Consider the following 20,566-nt stretch of genomic DNA (forward strand, 5'->3'; position numbering starts at 1 on the left):
TATCGTCGGGGTCGTTCACGGATCGGGAACGGAGTGAGGAGGGATTCACATGCTCACCGTGGCCTCGCCCCGGACGGCTCTGACGGGATGGATGCTGCGGGCCGTCGTCAGCGCGCACGTGGTGGCGATCGCGGGCCAGCCGGTGTTCGCCGGGATGTATCTGACCGGTGACTACGGCGCGCTGAGCCTGCATGCGGTCGGCGCCGACGCCGTCACCTCCATCGGGTACCTGCAGGCGGTCGTCGCGGTCGCGGTCTGGGTCCGGTTGCGTCAGGTCTGGCCGTTCCTCACCGCGATGGCGGTGGTGGCGGCCGAGACGGTGCAGTACTTCGCCGGGTTGGACGGCGCGCTGTGGTTGCACCTGCCGTTGGGGGTGATGACCGTCGTCGCGGTCGTGGTGCAGTTCATCGATGTGTGGCGGCGGCCTGTCCTGCGTGAGGGGGCCGAGGGTGCGTGAGGGCGGTGGTGTGAGCAGGCGGCGGGTGCTGGGCATCGGCGGGGCGCTCGGGGTGGTGGCGGCCGGCGGGCTGTCGGTCTCGGCCGCGCTGGCCCGGCGGCCGCCGGTCACCGGTGCCGAGCTGCGCAGCGCCGTGCCGCTGCCGGCGCCCTTCCGGGTGCCGTTGCCGATTCCCGCCGTGCTGAGGCCGGTCAGCACCTCGGGTGGCGTCGACCGTTACGAGATCACCCAGCGTGAGGCGAGTGCGGAGATCCTGCCCGGGGTGAAGACGCCGTTGTGGACGTATGAGGGCACCTTCCCGGGGCCGACGATCGAGTCGCGTCGCGGCCGGCCGGTCACCGTGTCGCACCGTAACACCCTGCCTGTGCCGACCGTCGTGCATCTGCACGGCGGGCGGACCCCGGCGGCCTCCGACGGATATCCGACCGACCTGGTCGTGCCCGAGGGCTGGCACGGCGCCGCCGTGGGCATGGGGCACGGCTCCTCGCACGGCTCCTCGCACGGCATGCAGGATCCGCGGGCGGTGCTGACCACGCTGACGCGGGACTACACCTTCCCGCTGGAGCAGCGGCCGGCGCTGCTGTGGTATCACGATCACCGGATGGACTTCACCGCTCCGGCGATCTGGCGGGGGCTGGCCGGGTTGCATCTCGTGCGTGACGACGCCGAGGACTCGCTCGGCCTGCCGGCGGGGCCGCGTGAGCTGCCCCTCATGATCACCGACCGGGCGTTCGCCGCCGACGGCAGTCTCGACTACCCCGCTGTCGACCCCACGCTGCGAGAGCGGCCGGGCGTCGGCGGGTCTTATCTCGCCGGGGTCCTCGGCGACGTCATCTTGGTCAACGGCGCCCCGTGGCCGGTGCACGAGGTCGACGCGGCCCGCTACCGGCTGCGTGTCCTGAACGCCTCCAACGCCCGGCACTACGAGCTGGAAGCGGTTCTCGACGACGGGCGCCGGCTCGACCTCGTCCAGGTCGGCGCCGATCAGGGACTGCTCGCCGCGCCGGTCGTCCACCGGTTCCTGCCGATCGCACCGGCCGAACGCTACGACCTGGTCGTCGATTTCTCGCATGTGCCGGTCGGCGGCCGCGTCACGGTCGTCAACCGGTTGGGTTCGGGGCGTACCCGCGACGTGATGGCCTTCCGTGTCGTCCGCAGGGCCGCCGACGGCAGCCGTATCCCCCGCGTCCTGTCTGCCGACCTGCCGCTCTGGCGGCGTTCGGAGGCCGTCAGGGTGCGCCAGTTCGCCTTCCGCGCGGGGCGGATGCGTGCGGGTCACGGCTGGCTCATCGGCGGTCTGCCGTTCGATCCCGCCCGCACCGATGTCACCGTCCGGCTCGGCGACGTCGAGGTCTGGCGGTTCGTCGCCGACGTCCATCATCCCGTCCATCTGCATCTGGTCGGTTTCCGGGTGCTCTCGCGCAGTGGCGGGCCGCCGCTGGCCCATGACGCGGGGCTGAAGGACACCGTCTCGTTGCGTCCCGGTGAATCCGTGGAGATCATCTCCCGGTTCGACGGTTATCGAGGCCGTTATCTGTTCCACTGCCACAACGCCGAGCACGAGGACATGGGCATGATGGCCAACCTTGAGATCGTCTAGGCGTCGTGTGCTGTGCCTGGCGGTCCGGGCGTCGTCGGAGCGGGTCTCGCCGGCGTGGGGTGTCGCGGGTCAGGGGTGCAGGATGAGGCGTCCGCGTACTGTGCCGGATTCGATCCGCCGGTGGGCGTCGGCCGTGGCCGACAGGGGCAGGTGCCCGGCGATCCGGGGGGTGAGGGTGCCGGTCCGGAGCATCCGGTTGATCAGTTTGGCGGCGTCGGCGAGGTCGTCGGCGCGGGCTCTGCTGATGACGAAGCCGAGCAGGCTCTGGTCGCGGGTGTAGAAGGGGCGGGCCGGTAGGCGGGGTGTGTTGTCGGCCGCCGCGGTCAGCAGGATCTTCCCTCCGGGGGCGGTGACCTGTACGGCCAGGTCCAGGTCGTGGTGTCCGGAGGTGTTCCAGAAGATGTCGATGCCTTGTGGGGCCAGTTCGGTGAGTCGGCGGGCGAGGTCGGTGTCTCGGTGGTCGACGGTTGCCTCGGCGCCGTTGGTGAGGCAGTCGGTGTGGTCGGCGGGGCGGGCGGCGGCGATGACTCGGGCTCCTGCGGCGGCGGCGATCTGGGTGGCGGCGCGGCCGACGTTGCCGGCGGCGCCGGCGATGTAGACGGTCTGGCCGGGGCGTAGCCGGGCGTGGACGAACCAGCCGAGGTAGGCGGTGGCGGCCGGGTGGGCGACTGCGACGGCGGTGGCTGGGTCCGCCTGTGCCGGCAGGTGGTAGAGGCGGTCGGCCGGGACGAGGGCGAATCTGGCGAAGGAGCCTTGTCGGCCGTCGTGGCCGAGGCTGTTGCACCAGACTCTGTCGCCTGGCCGGAAGGGCACTGTGGGTGAGCCGGTGAGGCGTACGGTGCCGGCCAGGTCGCGTCCGAGGATGAAGGGGAAGGGGGTCGGGGTGGGGTAGCGCCCTGATCGGATCAGGGTGTCGACGGGGTTGACGGTGAGGGCTTCGACTTCGACCAGTGCGTCGTTGGGGCCCGGTGTGGGGGTCGGTAGTTCGCCGTAGGTGATGAGGTCTGCTCCGCCCAGGGCGTTGATGTGGGCGGTGGGCATGGTGTCGGGCAGGTGGGGCGGGGTGTCGGTGCTCATGGTCACCAGTATTGGCAGGTGGGTGCCGGTCGGCGTCTTGCCCGGGGGTGGCTGTGGTCGGTGTCGCGGGGGTCTGTGGCGGGGTGGGGGGAGGTTGGTCCGGTGGGGTCAGCCGGTGGAGGTGTGCGGGCGTACTTCGTCGGCCAGGCGCTGGAGGCTGTCGTCGAGGGTGTGGTCGATGTCGTCGTCGGGTGGGGCGTGTTCGTCGTCGAAGAAGGACAGGTGGATGGTGACCTCGCTGGCTCCGGTGCCGCTGTCGGCGACCTGGAGCCAGCCCGCGTAGCGGCCGTCGTCGCGGGTGCCCCATTCGATGCGGAGCTGGTCGGGGTCGGCGTGCATGAGGGCGTGGGCGTCTTGTCCGGTGCTGTCTTCGTGGACGGTGACGGCGGGCAGGATGTCGGGCCGTACGTGCAGGTCCTGTGGGAGCCAGTGGTCGAGGCGGTCGAGGTCGCGTGCGTGGTCGAAGACCGTCTGTGCCGGTGCGGGCATGGTGCGGGAGCGTTCGTGTTCGCTCATGGGTCTCACTCCTCGGTGTGGGTGCCGTTGAGTGAGCGCTTACCCGTTGGGGGCGGGTCCATCCGTGGGGTGCGGGCCGGGGGTGGCGGGGGTCATGCCGGTGGTGGGGTGGGGCGGATTTTCCTGACGAGGCGTGCGGCGGCGCGGTGGCTCATTCCGGTCTCGCCGCGGACGAGGAAGACGGCTTGGTCGAATTGGCCGGTGGCTTTGAGGTGGAGGACCTGCTGGAGGAGTTCGGGGCCGATGCCGCCGCCGACGAGGGTGTTGCGGGGGCGTTGGGCGATCCGTACGGCGAGCACGATGAGGCCGATGATCACTAGTGCGAGGACCGCCGTCAGAAGGAGGATGACGATCAGGTTCGACATGGGGTGAGCGTACCCGGCGGGGGGTGGGGTGGGGCGGTGTCGGCGGGATTGTTGTCGGGTGGGGTGCGGTTCATCGCGGGGTGTGGAGCAGGAGCAGGGTGTAGGCGGCGATGGAGCAGCTGTCGGTGATGACGCCGTTGATGATCATCTGTTCGAGGTCGGTGCGGGGGAACCAGCCGTGGCGCATGTCTTGTTCGGTGTGTTCGCGGTTGGGGGTGCCGGGGGTGAGGGCGGTGGCCAGGAAGGCGTCGAAGCGCTGGCCGGTGTTGCCGTGGGCGGTGTCGAGGCGGCCGAGGTGGGTCATTGAGGCGGCGGTGAGGCCGGTCTCCTCGGTGAGTTCGGTGTGGGCGGTGTCGAGGGGTGAGGGGCTGTGGGGGACGCTGCCCTGGGGGAAGCTCCAGCTGCGGCGGCCGATGGGGTAGCGGTATTCCTCCACGAGGTGGAAGCCGTCGTTCTCCATGGGGATGACGAGGGCGAAGTCGGGTCTGTCCAGGACGCTGTAGATGCCGTGGGTGCCGTCGGGGTGTTGGATGCGGTCTTCGCGCAGGGTGATCCAGGGGTTGGTGTAGACGACGGTGGAGTCGAGGGTGCGGATGGTGGGTTCCGGTGGGGTGGTCATGGTGCAGGAGCCTACTGGCGGGGCCGGGGTGGGGTTTCGGGAAGGGTTGTGGCCGGTCCGGGGGGTTGCCCGGCCGCCGGGGCGGCGGCCGGACAGGCGGCGGGGCGGGCGGCGGGGCGGGGTTCTGGCGGGCCGTCCCCTTCGGCGACCGCCCGGCGGCCGGACAGGCGGCGGGGCGGGCGGTCGCGGTCAGGCGGGGGTGTAGGCGGTCGCGGAGACGACGGCGGTGACGGGGAGCGGCTGGTAGATGTGGGGGAAGGCCTCCGGGGCGTCGCCGGGGACCTCCATGCGGACGTCGAGGCCGGTGGGGTCGATGGTCAGCAGGGTGAGCGGGTCGGTGACGTCGCGGTAGAAGCGCTGGATGACGCCGTGCAGCTGGGCGTGGTCGGCGCAGGCGTGGATGAAGCCCTCCTGTTCGAGGGTGCGGCCGAGGGTGGAGTGGCGGTACTCCCCCGTCTTCTGGGCGGCCTCCCAGTCGGTGGTCAGGGCCAGGTGCAGGATGGTCATCGGGTGAGGGCCTCCACGGCTCGGTCGACGTCGTCGTCGGTGGTGTACAGGTGGAAGGACGCGCGGACCTTTCCGGCGCGTACGGCGGCGCGGATCCCGGCGGCCTCCAGCCGTTCGTGGGCGTCGGGAACGTCGACGGTGACGATCGCGCTGCCGGTGGCGGGCCGGCCGAGGGCGGTGAGGAAGCGGCCGGCCAGCGCGGTGTTGTGGGCGTGGACGGCGGGGACGCCGATCCGGTTGAGCAGGTCGATGGCGGGGGCGGCGCCGACCTGGCTGAACCAGGCGGGTGACAGGTCGTAGGCGTGGGCGCCGTCGGCCAGGCGCAGGGGCGGCCCGTAGTAGGAGCCGCCGGGGTCGGCGCCGGCGTACCAGTTGGCGGCGACGGGGCGCATGTGCCGGCGGGCGCGGGGTGACAGGTAGGCGTAGGTGGCGCCGCGGGGGGCCATGAGCCATTTGTAGGCGGCGCAGACGAGCACGTCGAAGCGGGTGGCCTCGACGGGCAGCCAGCCGCAGGCCTGGCTGGCGTCGGTCACGACGAGGGCGTCGTGGGCGCGGGCGGCGGTGATGATGTCCTCGGCGGGGGCCAGGCGGCCGTCGGCCGACTGCACGAGGCTGAAGGCGACCAGGTGGGTGCGGTCGTCGACGGCCTCGGCCAGGTGGGCCATGGGGACGGTGCGCAGGTCGGCCGAGACAGCCCAGGGGAACAGGTTGGAGGTGAACTCCTCGGTGGGGGCCAGGACGTGCGCGCCGGGTGGGAGGGTGGTGGCCAGCGGGGAGAGCATCTGGGAGACGGTGGCGCCTATGGCGATGTCGCCGGGGTCGGCGCCGACGAGGGTGGCGAAGGCGGTGCGGGCGCGGCCGGTGGCGGCGTCCCAGGGTTTCCAGTCGCTGCGGCCGCTCTGCCAGTCGGCCAGGACGTGTTGCAGGTCTTCGAAGGCGGTGCGCGGGGGCAGGCCGTAGCTGGCGGTGTTGAGCCAGCCGGGGTCGGGGTTCCACAGTGTCCGCGCCTGGGCCAGGTCCATGTCCGGTACTTTACGGGTCCGGCCGTCGGGTGGTGGTGCGCCGGTGGGGTGGTGGCTGAGGGGTTCGGGGGCGCCGGTGACCGTCGTGGCCGGGGGCGGGGCCTTCCAGGGGGCGTGGGTGATCGTGTCCGCCGGGGTGTCGCAGTGGCGGATCGCCGGGCTCGCCGTGGCCCCGCGCCGTGCCCTGGCCGGCTGAGGTCGTCCCGGCCGGTCAGGGCGGCCGCCCCGCCGCCGCGGGTCGAGGGGCGGGCTCAGCGGCGGGCGCGCCACTCCCGCTGCAGGATCGCGTAGATCACTTCGTCGGTCCACTCCCCCTTGACCATCTCGTTCTCCACCAGGTGCGCCTCGCGGCGCATTCCGGCGCGTTCCAGCACCCGGGCCGAGGCGGTGTTGCGTCCGTCGAGGCGGCCGGTGATGCGGTGCAGGTCCAGGCCGTCGAAGCCCAGCTCCAGCAGGGCCTGGGCCGCTTCGGTGGCGTATCCCCTGCCGTGGTGGTCGGGGTGGAAGAGGTAGCCGATCTCTCCGCTGCGGTGCAGGCGGCTGTGCCAGAACAGCACCGCGTCGCCGATCAGTTCGCCGGTGGCGGTCAGTTCCACCGCCAGGGCCAGTGCCTGGCCCTCCTCCAGCAGCGCCGACTGGGTGATCTTGGTTTCCAGGGCCTGTCTGACCTGCTCGAGGTCGCGGGGTTCCCAGTAGAGGTAGCGGGCGACCTCGGGCAGTGACTGGAAGGCGTGCAGGGGGTCGAGGTCTGCGGGGGTGAAGGGGCGCAGGGTCAGCCGCTGGGTGCGGATCGGGTGGTGGGGCTTCAGCATCCGGTCAGGTTAGGGCGGCCGGCAGGCGGTCGGCCACGTATTTAGCCCGCCCGCCTCAGCCCGCCCCCGCCCGTGCCGGAGCGAGTGCGAGTGCGGGCGGGCGGGCGGCGTTTACCGGGTGAGGCGTTCCAGCAGCCGTGGATGGTCCGACAGCGCGGCCGACAGCGTGTCGGTGATCAGCGGCGCGTAGGCGGCGCGGTCCACGGCCGCCCAGTCGATGGGGCCGTGCGGCGGCTGCGGATCGTATTCGATCATGAGCTGGACCTGGCGGGCGGTCTCCTCCCCCGCCAGGCGCCCGACCAGGTGCAGCGCCATGTCGATGCCCGCCGCGACCCCGGCGGCGGTGACGTACGGGCCGTCGTGCACGACGCGCTCGCCGACCGGGACCGCGCCGAGCTTGGCCAGCAGGTGCAGGGCCGCCCAGTGGCTGGTGGCGCGGCGGCCCTGGAGCAGGCCGGCGGCGGCCAGCAGCAGCGACCCGGTGCACACCGAGCCGACCACCTCGGCGGTCGCGGCGGCGGCGCGGATGCGCTCCAGCAGCCCGTCGTCGGCCATCGCGGCGAAGGTCGGCCCGTTGCCGCCCGGGACGATCACCGCGTACGGGCGGTCGAGCTGGTCGAAGGTGTGGCTGGGGGCCAGCCGTAGCGGGGTGTCGGTCTGCAGGGGTTGGAGGGTCTCGGCGGCCACCACCACCTCGTAGGAGGGGTCGAAGAAGGCGAGCACCGACATCACCTGCAGGGGGCCGACCAGGTCAAGGGGGGTGATCCCGGGGTAGAGCACGAACGCGACGGTCTTCACATCTGTCCTTCCGGCTGCGGGTTGTGGCGGGTCGGTGTGGACACCGGTGCGGCGCCCGCGCCGGGGCCGGCGCCGGTGTCGGCGCCGGTGTCCGGGTCCGGCCGTATTCACCCTCGCCCGCTCCGGCGCGGGCGCCAAGCCGCCCGCGCCGGCATGTCTGTTTTCCTGTGGTCCCTGTCTTTCGGACAGGTAGGGTCGGGGCGTGGAGGAGCGGCTGTTCGTGATCGTGGCCTATGCCGGCGCCGAGCTGCTGGACATCGCCTGCGTCTCCGACGCCCTGGACGTGGCCAACCGGCTCGGCGCCGGTCCGCCGTACCTGATCCGGATGGCCAGCCCGGGCGGCCGGGACGTCGCCTGCGGCTCCGGGCTGGTCCTGCGCGGGCAGCAGGCGCTGGAGCGGCTTTCCGGGCCGCTGGACACGCTGCTGGTCGCCGGCGGCCAGGGGTATGAGGCGGCCGCCGCCGACGTCCGCCTGGTGGGGCATGTGCGGAGGCTGGCGCGGGAGAGCCGCCGGGTGGCCTCGGTGTGCACCGGGGCCGGTGTGCTGGCGGCGACCGGGCTGCTGGACGGCCGCCGCGCCACCACGCACTGGGCCTACGCCGGCGCGATCGCCGGACGGTATCCGAGGGTGCGGGTGGATCCGGCGCCGATCTACATCCGTGACGGGCGTTTCTGCACCGCGGCCGGGGTGACCAGCGCGCTGGACCTGACGCTGGCGCTGATCGAGGACGACCACGGCGCGGAGCTGGCCCGCCGTGCGGCGCGCGGGCTGGTGACCTACCTGCAGCGGCCCGGCGACCAGCGGCAGATGAGCATGTTCGTGGCCGCGCCGCCGCCCGACCACGATCTGGTGCGGGCTCTGGTCGGGTATGTCGGCGCTCATCTGGACGCCGACCTGTCGGCGGCGGCGCTGGCCCGGCGGGCGGGGGTCAGCGGCCGTCATCTGGCCGGCTGTTCGCCGGCCGGTTGGGGCAGAGCCCGGCGCGGTACGTGCGCGGCGCGCGCGCCGAGGCGGCGGCGCAGCTGCTGGCCTCGACCTCGCTGCGGTGGCGGCGGTGGCGCGCCGGTGCGGGTTCGGCTCGGCCGAGACGCTGCGGCAGGCTTTCACCGACCGCTACGGCGTGCCGCCGGCCCGCTACCGTCAGGCCGCCGGCGCGGGCCGCTGAGCAGCGCCGCAGCGGGTCCCCCTTGCGGGCGGTGTCGAAAACGTGTTCCACTGATCGGCATGCGATGGGAGGCGCTGCCTGCTCGCCGGGCCGTCGGAGGCCCGGCGCGGATCGAGCGCACCGCGGTGACCCGGGTTCACGGTGGGCTGACCTGTTACGAGGTGCAGGCCCGTGGCGCGCTGGAGCGCACCGCCGAGGGATGGGCGCTGAGCCCCTACCGGGGGTGCGCGCAGGCCTGCCGTTTACTGCGCGGTCCGGCGCGGCCACCGTTACTGGGGCTGGACACCGGCACCGGCTTCGACTCGCGGATCGTGGTGCGCACCAACATCGTGCGGCGGCTGCGGGCCGAGCTGGCCTCCGCCTGGGACGGCGAGCACGTCCGCGTGGGCATGGCCGGTGACTGCTACCAGGGTGCCGAGGAGATCTACCGGCTGATGCCCGGTGTGGTGGCCGCCCTGCGCGAGGCCGGGGCGCCGTTCACCGTGCACACCAAGAGCACGCTCATCCTGCGCGACGCCGGGTTGCTGGCCGCCGCTCCGGGGCGGGTGTGGTGGTCTCGATCGCCTTCGTCGACGATCAGATCCGCCGCACCGTGGAGCCCGGCGCGCCGGGCGCGCAGAAACGTCTGGAGCTGGTGGCGGAGCTCAACGAGCGTGGTGTGCCGTGCGGGGTGGTGATGGCGCCCATCCTGCCGTTGCTGACCGACTCCCCCGACCAGCTGGCCGCCACGGTGCGCCGGGCCGCGACGCGGGGGCCGTCAGTCTCACCCCGCAGGTGTTGCGCCTGCCGCCCGGTGCCCGGGAGTGGTATCTGGCCTGGCTCGATGAGCACCATCCGGCGCTGGCCGGGCGTTACGGCGAGCTGTACGCCAGGGGGGCCGAGGCCGATCCGGGCTATGTCGGCCGTGTCACCGGGCAGGTCCTGCAGCTGGCCGCCCGTTACGGCATGAGCCCGACCCGTCCTGAGCAGCCGCTGCCGCTGGCCCTGTCGGCCCATCGGCAGCTCACTTTGCTGTGAGGCCCACCCGTCACCTTGCTGTGAGGCCCACCCGCCGGGTCCGTCCCCAGTGGGGCCGCCTCCGGTGCGGGTGGCCTCTTCGGGGGCGGTCCGGCCGGCGGGTGCCGGTGGGGCCGCCCCGAAGGGGGGTCAGGCCAGGGCGCTGCCCTTGGCCCACTGCTTGAACGACAGCTGCCAGAAGCCCCAGCCGTTGTTCCACTCCATCTTCCGGTCGGTGCCGGTGATGGTGATCACGTCGCCGCGCTGGACCTGGTTGTAGTACCACCGGGCCTGGTCGGGGCGGGAGTTGATGCAGCCGTGGCTGACGTTCTGGCGGCCCTGGGCCCAGACGTTGTTCAGCGCGTGGACGTATTCGCCGCTGTTGGAGAAACGCACCGCGTGGTTGATCATCAGGTCGTAGTAGCCGGGGTCGCCCTTCTTGCGGCCCGGTGAGATCATCCGCTCGGGGTTGGCCTTGCCCATCGCCAGGTGCACGCCGCTGGTGGTGGTGTATTCGCGGGTGCTGGCGTTGCCGGCGCTGATCAGCATGGTCTGCACGACCTTGCCGTCCCGCTTGACGATCATCTTGTGCTTGCGGGTGTCGATGGTGGCGATCTGGGCCGCGCCGATCCGGATGCTCTTGGTGAAGTCCTTGACCCCGTACATGTCCTTGCCGCCCTGTACGCCGTTGAGGCGGGCGGTGAAGGTCACCTTCTGGTGGGGCTGCCAGAACTTGGCGGTCCGGTAGATCACGGTGGTGTCGTTGATCCACCGCCACGCGCCCTGGGAGGGCTTCTCCGAGGTCACCTCCAATGCCTGTTCCACTGCGGCCTTCTGACTGACCGGCTGGTTGAAGGTGACGATGATCGGCGCCCCCACGCCGACCTTCTCCCCCTTCAGTGCCGGGGTCACATCGGCCACCGCCAGTTCGACCTTCGGTTTGAGTGTCGTGAAGGAGCTGCTGGCGGTGGTTCCGCCCACGGCGCGTGCCGAGACGGTGTATTCGCTGGAGGGTTTCAACGGGGCCTTGGAGACCCATTTGGTCCGGCCGGCGTCGAAGGAGCCGGCCAGCGGCTTGCCGCCGCTCTCCACGGTTACCTGCTCAAGTGACCCGTTGGCGGCGGTGACGACGACCTTCTTGTCCGGTCGCACGGTCGCGCTGCCCTGGGCCGGGCTGATCTTTATCACCGGCGCGGCCGGTGTGGTGGCCGCCGCGGCGCGCTGGCCGTCGGTGGCAGGGGCCGTCGGGGCCGACCCGCCGGAGCAGGAGGTGGCAAGTACGGCCGCCGCCGCCACCGCCAGTCCGGCCAGCGGTGTCCTCAGACCACGACGTTCCACGTTTAACACAACTTTCTCCCCCACTACAGCAAACTGCGTTTAAAGACCCTAATAGGAGATGCGCAGGTAGTACACCTGGTTGAGGAGAGTTCGGTCACATTTAGGTCACTTTGCGGTGTGAATAACATGCCGCCCGGGACTTCGGGGAACACGAGGGGCCGCACCGGGGCGCCCGGTGCGGTCATCGCTGCCTTCACCTGGGCCGATGCCGCCTCCCCGGCGTGGGCCCGCGCCCCGGCGGACGCCGGGCGGGGATCGGGGGCGGGGCCCGGGCGGGTGGCGCCGCCGGCCGCGGCGGCCGCCGACCGGCCCGCCCCGTCCCGGGGCCGGAAAGCTAGGCTGCCGGAAAGCTAGGCTGACGTGATCGACCCGGAACGGAAGGCGTGGTGATGACCGCAGTACGGCCGGTCGGTGACATCGATCGCACGCACCAGGACCCGTCCCGGGCGCCGGGCGAGGAGCTGCTGCGCGCCATCGTGGAGGCCTCGGCCGAGGGTGTGGTGCTGTGCGGCGCCGACGGCGCCGTCGTCATGGTCAACGCCGCGGCGGCGCGGATGGCGCCGGAGGTCTCACCCGGCCGCCCCGCCGCCTCGGGCGCGGCCGCCGGGCTGTTCGACCACGACCACCCCGAGGGCCAGGACCGGGAGGTCGGCCACGGGCAGCGGCTCCTGCGGGTGCGCCGGGAGGCCTTCGGCATCGCCCATCACGCCTGGTACCTGCGTGACGTCACCGCCGAGTCGGCCAGGACCGGCGCGCTGCTGGCCGAGCGCCGGCGCACCGAGTTCCTGATGGAGGCCGGCCGCAGGCTGTCGGCCTCGCTCAACACGCGCCGCTGCGCCCGCACCACGGTCGAGTTGGCCGTCTCCTTCCTGGCAGACGTCGCCATGGTGGTGCTGCCGCCGGCCGGGCGCCGCCAGGCGAGCTGGCTGCGTTCGGCCGGCGGGCGCCAGGCCCTGCAGGAGGGCACGGTCACCACCGCCTCCACCGCGCAGGTGCCAGGCCTGGCCGAGGCGCTGGCGGGCTTCCCGCCCGTGCCCAGCCGGTGGCTGGACCCCGCCCAGGTGCCCGGATGGCTGCTGCCCGAGGAGTTCGGCCAGGCCCAGCACCTGCTCGTCACCCCGCTGCCCGGCAACGGCGTCCCGGCCGGGGCGCTGGTGCTGGCCCGCCGCGAGGGCGGCCCGGCCTTCGAGGAGGAGGCCGAGACCCTGGTGCGGATCTTCGCCGCCCGCGCGGGCGCGGCCATCTCGGCCGCCGCCCTGTATCAGGAGCAGAGCGCCACCAACGCGATCTTGACCAGGGACCTGCTGCCGCCGGCCCTGCCGACGCTGCCCGGCCTGGAGCTGGCGGGCTCGCTGCGCGCCGCCCAGCAGGCCGCCCTGATCGGCGGCGACTTCTACGACGTCTTCCTTCCCGCCCCCGGCGAGCCGCTGGTGGTCCTGGGCGACATCTGCGGCAAGGGCGCGCACGCCGCCGTCCTGGCCGGGCAGGTCCGCCAGTCGCTGCGCGCGCTGCTGCTGACCGAGACCGACCCCGGGCGGCTGGCGTCACTGCTCAACCGCTCCCTACTGGCCTCCCCCGTCCCCAACTCCTATCTCACCCTCGTCCTGGGCGCGCTGCGGGCCGGCGCCGACGGCCGGGTGCGCATGGACCTGGCCGTGGCCGGGCATCCGGCGCCGCTCATCCTGCGCCGCGACGGCACCGTGCGGGAGGTCGCCGCCGGCGGCCCGCTGCTGGGCGCGCTGGAGACCGTCACCGTGACCCCCCTCACCGTCGAGCTGGCCCCCGGCGAGGTGTGCCTGTTCTACAGCGACGGCATCACCGAGGCCTTCGGCGGCCCCAGCGGCCGTGAGATGTACGGCGGGCGGCGGCTCAAGGACGCCCTGTCCACCTGCGCGGGCATGCCGGTGGCGGCGGTGGTGGAACGGCTGGAGCAGCTCAGCACCGACTGGCTGGGCGGCGACGTCCAAGACGACCGGGCGCTGCTGGCCGTACAGGCCAGGCCCGCGCGGTGAGCGCCACCGGCCTGTCCCCCGGGGATCTGCGCACCGCCGGGGAGCACTACCTGGAGCGCATCGGCCGGGCCGACGAGTTCGGCGCCGTCGACCTGGTGCTCGGCCTGCTGGGCGAGGGCGTGCCGGCCGAGAGCCTGCTGCTGGAGCTCATCGCGCCCGCCCAGCGGCGCGTCGGCGAGCTGTGGGCGGCCAACCGCTGGTCGGTCGCCCGCGAGCACGGGGCCACGGCCGTCAGCGAGCGCGCCGTAGCCGCGATCACCGCCCGCATCCGGCCCGAGCCCACCCTCGGCCGCGTCACCGTCGCCTGCACCGACGGCGAATACCACGCGCTGCCCACCCGGCTGCTGGCCGAGGTGCTGCGCCTGCGCGGCTGGCGGGTCGACTTCCTGGGCGCCAGCGTGCCCGGCCCGCACCTGATCACCCACCTGCACCAGACCGGGCCCGACGCGGTCGCGCTGGGCTGCGCCCTGCCCACCCGCCTGCCCCGGGCCCACGCCACGCTCACCGCCTGCCAGGCCGTCGGCGTGCCCGTCCTGGCCGGCGGATCCGGTTTCGGCGCCGACGGCCGCTCGGCCCGGCTGCTGGGCGCCGACGGCTGGGCCCCCACCGCCGATGCCGCCGCCGACGTGCTGGCCGGCGGCCTGCCGGACTTCCCCGCGCCGCCGCACGCGCCGGCCCACCTGGCCGACGAGGAGTACACCCACCTGACGCGGCGCCGCGGCGAGCTGCTCACCGGCGCGATGAGCGCCCTGGCCGGCGCCTACCCGCCGATGGCCGCCTACAGCGCCCACCAGCTCGACTCCACCGCCGAAGACCTCGGTCACATCCTCGACTTCCTGGCCGCCGCCCTCTACGTCGACGACGCCGCGGTGTTCACCGGCTTCATCACCTGGACCGGCGGCGTGCTGCGGGCACGCGGGGTCCCGGCCAGGGCGATAGAGGTGGGATTGCGTATTTTCCACGATGAGCTGCGAGACTTTCCCCGTGCCCGCCGCATGCTGGTCCAGGGGATCGAGGCGGCACACGACCCCGGCGCCGATTTGGAGATCTGACGATAGATGCTCGAGAAGACCCCGCTCCGTACCGAGGTGCAGAGCACCGACGCGGGCACCACGCTGCTGGTGCTCGCCGGTGATCTGGACTACGACACGGCCGCCGAGCTCTTCCCCCTGGCCCAGGAGCTGCTGGCCGGGCAGCCGCGCCGTCTGGAGCTGGACCTGTCGGGCCTGGAGTTCGTCGACTCCTCCGGGGTGGCGGCCCTGATCAACGTCTACAACACCGCCCGCGAGCACGGCGGCACCATGCGGATCGTCGCCCTGACCTCCTACCTGCGCCACCTGTTCAAGGTGACCGCCCTGGACCAGGTCTTCGACCTGCCGCCCGTCCAGTAGCGCCCCGGCCCGGGCCCGTCCCGCCCGCGGGCGGCGGCCGCGGCCCGGCTCCGCACGGGGGCGTGGGTGATTGCCGGCGACACACCGCGGCAGAAGCCGATCTCGCCGATCCTTACCGCTTAACCTGCGAAAACAGGATCACGCGCAGGCCGGTCCGCCCACCATGCCGTGGCCGTGGCCGGTCCGGGCGCGCCGGCGCCCGGTCGCAGAGGAGAAGGCACATGCGAAAGACACTCATCGCCGCCCTGGTGGTGCTGAGCGCGGCGGCGGGCACCACCGCGCCGGCGCTGGCCGGCAGCCGGCCCCGCCTGGCGGTCGTCGGGCTGACCGACGGCCAGCGCCTGGTGCTCTTCCAGGCCAGCTCCCCCGAGAAGGTCCACGACCTGGGCGCGGTCCGCGGGCTCCAGGGCGACAGCGCCCTGGTCGGCATCGACTACCGCGTGCAGAACGGCAGGCTGTACGGCGTCGGCGACCAGGGCGGCGTCTACGTCCTGAACCGCTCGGCCGTGGCGACCAAGGTCTCCCAGCTGACCGTGGCGCTGAGCGGCACCGGTTTCGGCGTCGACTTCAACCCCGCCGCCAACCGGCTGCGCGTGATCAGTGACACCGGGCAGAACCTGCGGCACAACATCGACGATCCGGCCGGCACCCCCGCCGCGGGACAGACCGTGGCCGACGGCCCGCTGACCAATCCGCCCGTCCCGCCGGCCACCACCGGCGCCACCGCGCTCGGCGTCTCGGGGGCCGCCTACACCAACAACGACCTCAGCCCGGCCACCGCCACCACGCTGTTCGACCTCGACACCGGCGCCGACCGGGTGAGCCTGCAGTCTCCCGCCAACGCGGGCACCCTGGCGCCGGTCGGCGCCCTGGGCGTGGCCGCGACCGGCGGCGCGGGCTTCGACGTCTACAGCTCGGTGCGCGGTGAGGTCACCGTCTCCAACAGCGCCTTCGCCACCTTGAGGGTCGGCGACGGCTACCGCTTCTACGGCGTGGACCTGCTCACCGGCGCGGCCGACCTCTACGGCTCCTTCCCGCGCCACCGCCAGGTCGTCGACATCGCCCTGCCGCTCGACCGGAACTGACCGGCTCCACCCCTCTCACCGGGGGGGCGGGGCCGCGGCCTCAGCGCGGCTCCGGCCGCCACAGCCGCTGGACCTGCCCGTAGGAGGGCACGTCGTCGGCGACCGGGCCGCCGGCGGCCACCTCCAGCGCGGTGGTGACGGCCGCCCGCAGCGCGGTGCGGAACAGCAGGGAGCCGTAGCTGATCCGCCGCACGCCCAGGGCCGCCAGTCGCGCCGGCGGCACCTGCGGTTGGATGAGCACGTTCAGCGGCACCGCGGCGGCGGCGACCAGCGCCTGCACCTCCCGTTCCCGGGCCGCCCCCGGGACGAACACCCCGTCGGCCCCCGCGCCGGCGTAGGCCTGGACCCGCCGCACGGCTGTGGCCAGGGCGTCGGGCGCGCCCAGCCAGAACGGGTCGGTGCGGGCGTTGACGAACAGCCGCGGCACCCGTTGCTTGATCGCGCCGATCAGCGCGACCTGCTCCGACACCTCCGCCAGGCCGCGGCCGCGGCCGTCCTCGATGTTGATCCCGGCGACCCCGGCGTCGGCCAGTTCCTCGGCCAGGTCGGCCACCTGGGCGGGTGAGCCGCCGAAGCCCGCCTCGATGTCGACCGTGACCGGCACCTGCAGCCTGGCGATCCCGCGTGCCAGCGCCACGGTCTCGGCCCGGGTGGCCTGCTCGGCGTCCGGCTTGCCCGCGGCCGCGGCCACTCCCAGGCTCGTCGTCCCCACCGCCGCGAACCCGGCCGCCGCCAGCGCCGCCGCCGAGGCGTGGTCCCAGGCGTTGGGCAGCAGCAGGGGCTGGTGGCCGTGGTGCAACGCCCTGAACCGCTCGGACATCGTCGGCCCGGCCGCCGTCACCGCCGCACCGCCTCGATCACCCCGGCCGCCAGCGCCAGCGCGATCTCCCGCCCCGGGCAGGGGCGCGGCCCCGCTCCGAAGGTCAGGTGCTCCTGTGTGCGGCCGGGCCGGAAGCGGCCGGGGTCGTCGAACACCTCCGGATCCCGGTTGGCCGCCGCCACATCCAGCAGTACGGGTGTGCCGGGCTCCGCGCCGCCCGCCGCCCGGCCCGGCCCTGTCACGACGCGGCGCAGCACCCGCACCGGTGGGTCGTGGCGCAGCGTCTCGGCCAGCAGGTCCTCCACCGGGCAGGCCGCGGTGCCGGCCGCCAGCGCGTTGCGGATCAGGGTGGCCGTGGAGTCGCAGGCCTGGGCCAGCAGTCCGGCCAGTACGGCCAGCCGCTCCGGCTCGGGGTCGCCCAGCAGCCTCGACAGCCGGGCCAGGCCCGCGTCGGCCGCCGCCGTGTCACCGGCGGCGTCTGCGGCGGGGTGGGCGGCGCCCGCGGTGGCGGCGTGCCCGGTGCCTGCGACCTCGGTGCTTGCCGGGGCGGTGCCTGCGACCTGGGCGCTTGCGGAGGCGGGGGCCGGGGCGGGCAGGTAGGCCGGGGCGAACCGTGCTACCGCCCGCGCCGCCTGCCCGCCCTCTTGCGCCCGGACGCCGAGCGCGACGGCCAGCACCTCGACCGGGATCAGCTCGATCGGGACCGCCCCGGCCTCCCGCGGGGCCGAGGAGGCCCGCCGGAAGGCCGCGGCGCGCAGCGCCGGCGCCCGCAGCCCGGCGAGCACCTCCTCGGCCGCGGCCCGGCGCCGGGCGTGCAGGGGGCCGTCGGCGAAGCGGCTGACCGCGCCGCGCAGCCAGGCCACGGTCAGGGCGGAGGGCGGGCGGGGCGCGGGCACGACGGACAGGCCGGGGTCGGTCAGGAGCGCGCGCACCTCGTCGTAGCGGCTGACGACCAGCGGGTGTGAAGTCATGTCCCGACGCTAGGGGTGGGAGGCTTCGGCGCCCGCCGAAGTGTCGGCCGGTCATGATGGACAGATGACATCTACGACGCCGATCCCTCTTGCCGTACTGGCCGGGCTGCTGGCCGACACCACCCGGGCGCGTTTCTGCCTGGCGCTGCTGGACGGGCGTGCCTGGACCGCCGGTGAGCTGGCCCGGCACGCCGGGGTCGCGGCCTCCACGGCCAGCGAGCACCTGTCACAGCTGGTGGAGGGCGGCCTGCTGGCCGAGGAACGTCAGGGACGCCACCGGTATCTACGGCTCGCCGGGCCGCAGGTGGCCCAGCTCATCGAGGACCTGACGGCCCACGCCGAACGCGCCGAGAGCGCCGCCAGGCCGCCGACGCTGCGCGCGGCGAGCGCGGCCAAGGCGATGGCCGCCGCGCGGACCTGCTACGACCACCTGGCCGGAAGGCTCGGTGTGACCATCACCGACGCGCTCACCGCCCGGGGGCTGCTGCGCCAGGACACCGGCTTCGCGCTCAGCGACGAGGGGCTGGCCTGGTTCGAGGGGGAGCTGCGGGTGCCGCTGCCGCCGCCCACCGGCAGGCGCCCCCTGGCCCGGCCCTGCCTGGACTGGACCGAACGCCGCCATCACCTGGCCGGCTCCGCCGGGGCCGCGCTCTGCGCGACCGCGCTGGAGCGCGGATGGGTGAGCCGGATCGGCTCCGGACGGGCGCTGCGCGTCACCGGGGCCGGACAGGAGGCTCTGGGCGCGCTGCTGGGCCTGGACGGGCTCACCGGTGAGGCCGCCCAGGTCACGGCGAGCGCAGCCGGTGGGTGAGGCTGGTGTGGCGCCGTCCCGCGCCCCGGGTCCGCACCGCCTGGGCCAGGGCCCGGCGTGAGCCGACGATGACGACGAGTTTCTTGGCCCGGGTGATGGCGGTGTAGAGCAGGTTGCGCTGCAGCATCATCCACGCGCTGGTGGCCAGCGGGATGACCACCGCCGGATACTCGCTGCCCTGGGAGCGGTGGATGGAGACCGCGTAGGCGTGCGCCAGCTCGTCCAGCTCGTCGAAGGCGTACTCGACGTGCTCGTCCTCGTCGGTCAGCACGGTCAGCTTGTGGTCGTCGGGCTTGATGTCGACCACCATGCCCACGGTCCCGTTGAACACCCCCGCCGCGCCCTTGTCGTAGTTGTTGCGCAGCTGGGTCACCTTGTCGCCGACCCGGAAGACCCGGCCGCCGTAGCGGCGCTCGGGCATGCCCTCCCGGGAGGGGGTCAGCGCCTCCTGCAGCGAGGTGTTGAGGTTGCCCGCCCCCGCCGCGCCCCGGTGCATCGGCGCCAGCACCTGCACGTCCCGGCGCGGGTTGAGGCCGAACTTGCGCGGGATCCGGTTGGCCACCACGTCCACCGTCAGCGCCGCGATCTCCTCCGGCTCCTCGCACGGGAACAGGAAGAAGTCGTTCATGCCCTCCAGTGCCGGCGGCAGGCCGGTGTTGACCCGGTGGGCGTTGGTGACCACGCCCGACTCCTGCGCCTGGCGGAAGATGTGGGTCAGCCGGACCCGGGGGATCTCCTCCTCGGCGGCCAGCAGGTCCCGCAGCACCTCGCCGGCGCCGACCGACGGCAGCTGGTCCACATCCCCCACGAACAACAGGTGCGTGCCCGGCGCGACGGCCTTGACCAGCTTGTTGGCCAGCAGCAGGTCCAGCATCGAGGCCTCGTCGACCACGACCAGGTCGGCGTCCAGGGGGTTGTCGCGGTCGAAGGTGGCATCCCCGCCGGGGCGCAGCTGCAGCAGCCGGTGCACGGTGGTGGCCTCGTGGCCGGTCAGCTCCGCCAGCCTCTTGGCCGCCCGGCCGGTGGGCGCGGCCAAGATCACCTTGGCCTTCTTGGCGCGGGCCAGGGTGACGATGGAGCGTACGGTGAAGCTCTTGCCGCAGCCGGGGCCGCCGGTCAGCACCGCGACCTTCTCGCACAGTGCCAGCCGTACGGCGTGGGCCTGCTCGGGGGCGAGGTCGGCGCCGGTCCGCTGCTGCAGCCACTGCAGGGCCGCCTCCCAGTCCACCGACCCGAAGACGCCCAGCCGGTCGTGGCCGGAGGCCAGCAGGGCGCGCAGCGAACCGGCCAGCGACAGCTCGGCGCGGTGGAAGGGGACCAGGTAGACCGCCGGGACGGTGCCGTCGCCGACGGGGACCTCCTCGCGGACCACGCCCTCCTCGGTGACCAACTCCTCCAGGCACCGGACGGTCAGTTCGGCGGGGACCTCCAGGATCTTCACCGCGTCGCCGACGAGGTTGGGCGCCGGCAGGTAGCAGTGGCCGTCGTCGGCGGCCTGCGACAGGGTGTAGCGCAGCCCCGCCTTGACCCGCTCGGGGCTGTCGTGCGGGATGCCGACGGCCTGGGCGATGGCGTCGGCGGTCTTGAAGCCGATCCCCCACACGTCGTCGGCCAGCCGGTAGGGCTCGCTCTTGACGACCGTGATGGAGGCGTCGCCGTACTGTTTGAAGATCCGTACCGCGATGGAGGTCGACACGCCGACCCCCTGCAGGAAGATCATCACTTCTTTGATGATCTTCTGTTCCTCCCAGGCGACGCCGATCATCTTGGTCCGCTTGGGCCCGAGGCCGGGGACCTCGACCAGGCGCTCGGGAGCGGTCTCGATGATCTGGAGGGTGTCGGCGCCGAAGTGGTCGACGATCCGCTCGGCCATCTTCGGCCCGATGCCCTTGATCAGTCCGGAGCCCAGATAGCGCTGGATGCCCTGGACGGTGGCGGGCAGCACGGTGGTGTAGGACCACACCTCGAACTGCTTGCCGTACTTCGGGTGGGAGGTCCAGCGCCCGGTCAGCCGTAGCGACTCGCCGGGCTGGGCGCCCAGCAGCGGCCCGACCACGGTCAGCAGGTCACTGCCCGAGCGTTCGGTGGCCACCCGGGCGATGGTGTAGCCGGTCTCCTCGTTGGCGTAGGTGATGCGTTCGAGGACGGCGTCGATGGATGCCGTAGGGGGACCACCCGATCCAGGCTTCACGGAAAACCTCTC

The 20,566-nt window shown here is 73.4% G+C and carries 22 protein-coding genes; 10 read left to right on the forward strand and 12 right to left on the reverse strand.

Going from position 1 to position 20,566, the window contains the following annotated elements; all coding sequences use genetic code 11:
• Positions 1–49 precede the first annotated feature (49 nt).
• Positions 50–457 (forward strand): hypothetical protein, encoded by a 408-nt coding sequence (locus tag J2S55_RS38095; protein ID WP_306871212.1) that lies wholly within the window; start codon positions 50–52, stop codon positions 455–457.
• 10 nt (positions 458–467) lie between these two features.
• Complete coding sequence (locus J2S55_RS38100; RefSeq protein WP_306871214.1) at positions 468–2,057, forward strand: multicopper oxidase family protein; 1,590 nt, start codon at positions 468–470, stop codon at positions 2,055–2,057.
• 69 nt (positions 2,058–2,126) lie between these two features.
• Here J2S55_RS38100 and J2S55_RS38105 read toward each other — a convergent pair whose 3' ends face one another.
• From J2S55_RS38105 to J2S55_RS38130, 6 genes are all read right to left on the reverse strand, one after another.
• Positions 2,127–3,134 carry an NADPH:quinone reductase gene (locus tag J2S55_RS38105; protein ID WP_306871216.1) on the reverse strand — a complete coding sequence of 336 codons (1,008 nt, stop codon included), beginning with the start codon at positions 3,132–3,134 and terminating at the stop codon, positions 2,127–2,129.
• A gap of 108 nt (positions 3,135–3,242) precedes the next feature.
• Positions 3,243–3,650 carry an SRPBCC family protein gene (locus J2S55_RS38110; protein WP_306871217.1) on the reverse strand — a complete coding sequence of 136 codons (408 nt, stop codon included), beginning with the start codon at positions 3,648–3,650 and terminating at the stop codon, positions 3,243–3,245.
• A gap of 92 nt (positions 3,651–3,742) precedes the next feature.
• Entirely contained in the window at positions 3,743–4,015 is a 273-nt protein-coding gene (locus J2S55_RS38115; RefSeq protein WP_306871220.1) for a hypothetical protein, read from the reverse strand.
• Between the two features lie 70 nt (positions 4,016–4,085).
• A complete protein-coding gene (locus J2S55_RS38120) occupies positions 4,086–4,634 on the reverse strand; it encodes an NUDIX domain-containing protein (protein WP_306871223.1) in 549 nt (182 codons plus the stop codon).
• A 189-nt stretch (positions 4,635–4,823) separates the two neighbouring features.
• Entirely contained in the window at positions 4,824–5,141 is a 318-nt protein-coding gene (locus J2S55_RS38125; RefSeq protein WP_306871225.1) for a DUF952 domain-containing protein, read from the reverse strand.
• On the reverse strand, positions 5,138–6,163 hold the full coding sequence (locus J2S55_RS38130) for an aminotransferase class V-fold PLP-dependent enzyme (protein WP_306871227.1): 1,026 nt from the start codon (positions 6,161–6,163) through the stop codon (positions 5,138–5,140). Before J2S55_RS38130 ends, J2S55_RS38125 begins: the two co-directional genes overlap by 4 nt.
• A gap of 43 nt (positions 6,164–6,206) precedes the next feature.
• Here J2S55_RS38130 and J2S55_RS38135 point away from each other — a divergent pair, with 43 nt between their 5' ends.
• Positions 6,207–6,359, forward strand: a complete 153-nt coding sequence (locus J2S55_RS38135) for a hypothetical protein (RefSeq protein WP_306871228.1) — start codon at positions 6,207–6,209, stop codon at positions 6,357–6,359.
• A gap of 55 nt (positions 6,360–6,414) precedes the next feature.
• Here the strand turns inward: J2S55_RS38135 and J2S55_RS38140 are convergent, their stop codons facing one another.
• The gene (locus J2S55_RS38140; RefSeq protein ID WP_306871231.1) at positions 6,415–6,975 is read right to left on the reverse strand and encodes a GNAT family N-acetyltransferase; all 561 of its coding nucleotides are present in this window, start codon (positions 6,973–6,975) and stop codon (positions 6,415–6,417) included.
• 111 nt (positions 6,976–7,086) lie between these two features.
• Positions 7,087–7,773, reverse strand: coding sequence for a DJ-1/PfpI family protein (locus J2S55_RS38145; protein ID WP_306871234.1), 687 nt, complete (start codon positions 7,771–7,773; stop codon positions 7,087–7,089).
• Positions 7,774–7,975: 202 nt separating this feature from the next.
• On the opposite strand from J2S55_RS38145, the gene J2S55_RS38150 reads away from it, so the two are divergent.
• Together J2S55_RS38150 and J2S55_RS38155 are read left to right on the forward strand one after the other, a co-directional pair.
• Complete coding sequence (locus tag J2S55_RS38150; RefSeq protein ID WP_306871236.1) at positions 7,976–9,616, forward strand: DJ-1/PfpI family protein; 1,641 nt, start codon at positions 7,976–7,978, stop codon at positions 9,614–9,616.
• A 97-nt stretch (positions 9,617–9,713) separates the two neighbouring features.
• Positions 9,714–9,956, forward strand: a complete 243-nt coding sequence (locus J2S55_RS38155) for a radical SAM family protein (RefSeq protein WP_306871239.1) — start codon at positions 9,714–9,716, stop codon at positions 9,954–9,956.
• Positions 9,957–10,085: 129 nt separating this feature from the next.
• On the opposite strand, the gene J2S55_RS38160 is transcribed toward J2S55_RS38155, so the two are convergent.
• On the reverse strand, positions 10,086–11,273 hold the full coding sequence (locus J2S55_RS38160; RefSeq protein ID WP_306871241.1) for a L,D-transpeptidase: 1,188 nt from the start codon (positions 11,271–11,273) through the stop codon (positions 10,086–10,088).
• Positions 11,274–11,662: 389 nt separating this feature from the next.
• Between J2S55_RS38160 and J2S55_RS38165 the strand changes: the two genes are divergently transcribed.
• From J2S55_RS38165 to J2S55_RS38180, 4 genes are all read left to right on the forward strand, one after another.
• Positions 11,663–13,285 (forward strand): PP2C family protein-serine/threonine phosphatase, encoded by a 1,623-nt coding sequence (locus J2S55_RS38165; RefSeq protein WP_306871243.1) that lies wholly within the window; start codon positions 11,663–11,665, stop codon positions 13,283–13,285.
• The gene (locus tag J2S55_RS38170) at positions 13,282–14,337 is read left to right on the forward strand and encodes a cobalamin B12-binding domain-containing protein (RefSeq protein ID WP_306871247.1); all 1,056 of its coding nucleotides are present in this window, start codon (positions 13,282–13,284) and stop codon (positions 14,335–14,337) included. Before J2S55_RS38165 ends, J2S55_RS38170 begins: the two co-directional genes overlap by 4 nt.
• 6 nt (positions 14,338–14,343) lie before the next feature.
• Positions 14,344–14,676 carry an STAS domain-containing protein gene (locus J2S55_RS38175; RefSeq protein WP_306871249.1) on the forward strand — a complete coding sequence of 111 codons (333 nt, stop codon included), beginning with the start codon at positions 14,344–14,346 and terminating at the stop codon, positions 14,674–14,676.
• A gap of 221 nt (positions 14,677–14,897) precedes the next feature.
• Entirely contained in the window at positions 14,898–15,761 is an 864-nt protein-coding gene (locus tag J2S55_RS38180; RefSeq protein WP_306871252.1) for a DUF4394 domain-containing protein, read from the forward strand.
• Positions 15,762–15,801: 40 nt separating this feature from the next.
• Here J2S55_RS38180 and J2S55_RS38185 read toward each other — a convergent pair whose 3' ends face one another.
• Together J2S55_RS38185 and J2S55_RS38190 are read right to left on the reverse strand one after the other, a co-directional pair.
• A complete protein-coding gene (locus J2S55_RS38185) occupies positions 15,802–16,602 on the reverse strand; it encodes an isocitrate lyase/PEP mutase family protein (protein WP_306871256.1) in 801 nt (266 codons plus the stop codon).
• Complete coding sequence (locus J2S55_RS38190; RefSeq protein ID WP_306871259.1) at positions 16,599–17,552, reverse strand: cytochrome P450; 954 nt, start codon at positions 17,550–17,552, stop codon at positions 16,599–16,601. Before J2S55_RS38190 ends, J2S55_RS38185 begins: the two co-directional genes overlap by 4 nt.
• Before the next feature lie 64 nt (positions 17,553–17,616).
• Between J2S55_RS38190 and J2S55_RS38195 the strand changes: the two genes are divergently transcribed.
• A complete protein-coding gene (locus tag J2S55_RS38195; RefSeq protein WP_306871262.1) occupies positions 17,617–18,363 on the forward strand; it encodes an ArsR/SmtB family transcription factor in 747 nt (248 codons plus the stop codon).
• Here J2S55_RS38195 and recD2 read toward each other — a convergent pair.
• Positions 18,338–20,554, reverse strand: coding sequence for an SF1B family DNA helicase RecD2 (recD2, locus tag J2S55_RS38200; RefSeq protein ID WP_306871265.1), 2,217 nt, complete (start codon positions 20,552–20,554; stop codon positions 18,338–18,340). The genes J2S55_RS38195 and recD2 overlap by 26 nt on opposite strands.
• Positions 20,555–20,566: the final 12 nt, after the last annotated feature.

The organism is Streptosporangium brasiliense, from assembly GCF_030811595.1.
GTDB classification, from domain to species: domain Bacteria; phylum Actinomycetota; class Actinomycetes; order Streptosporangiales; family Streptosporangiaceae; genus Streptosporangium; species Streptosporangium brasiliense.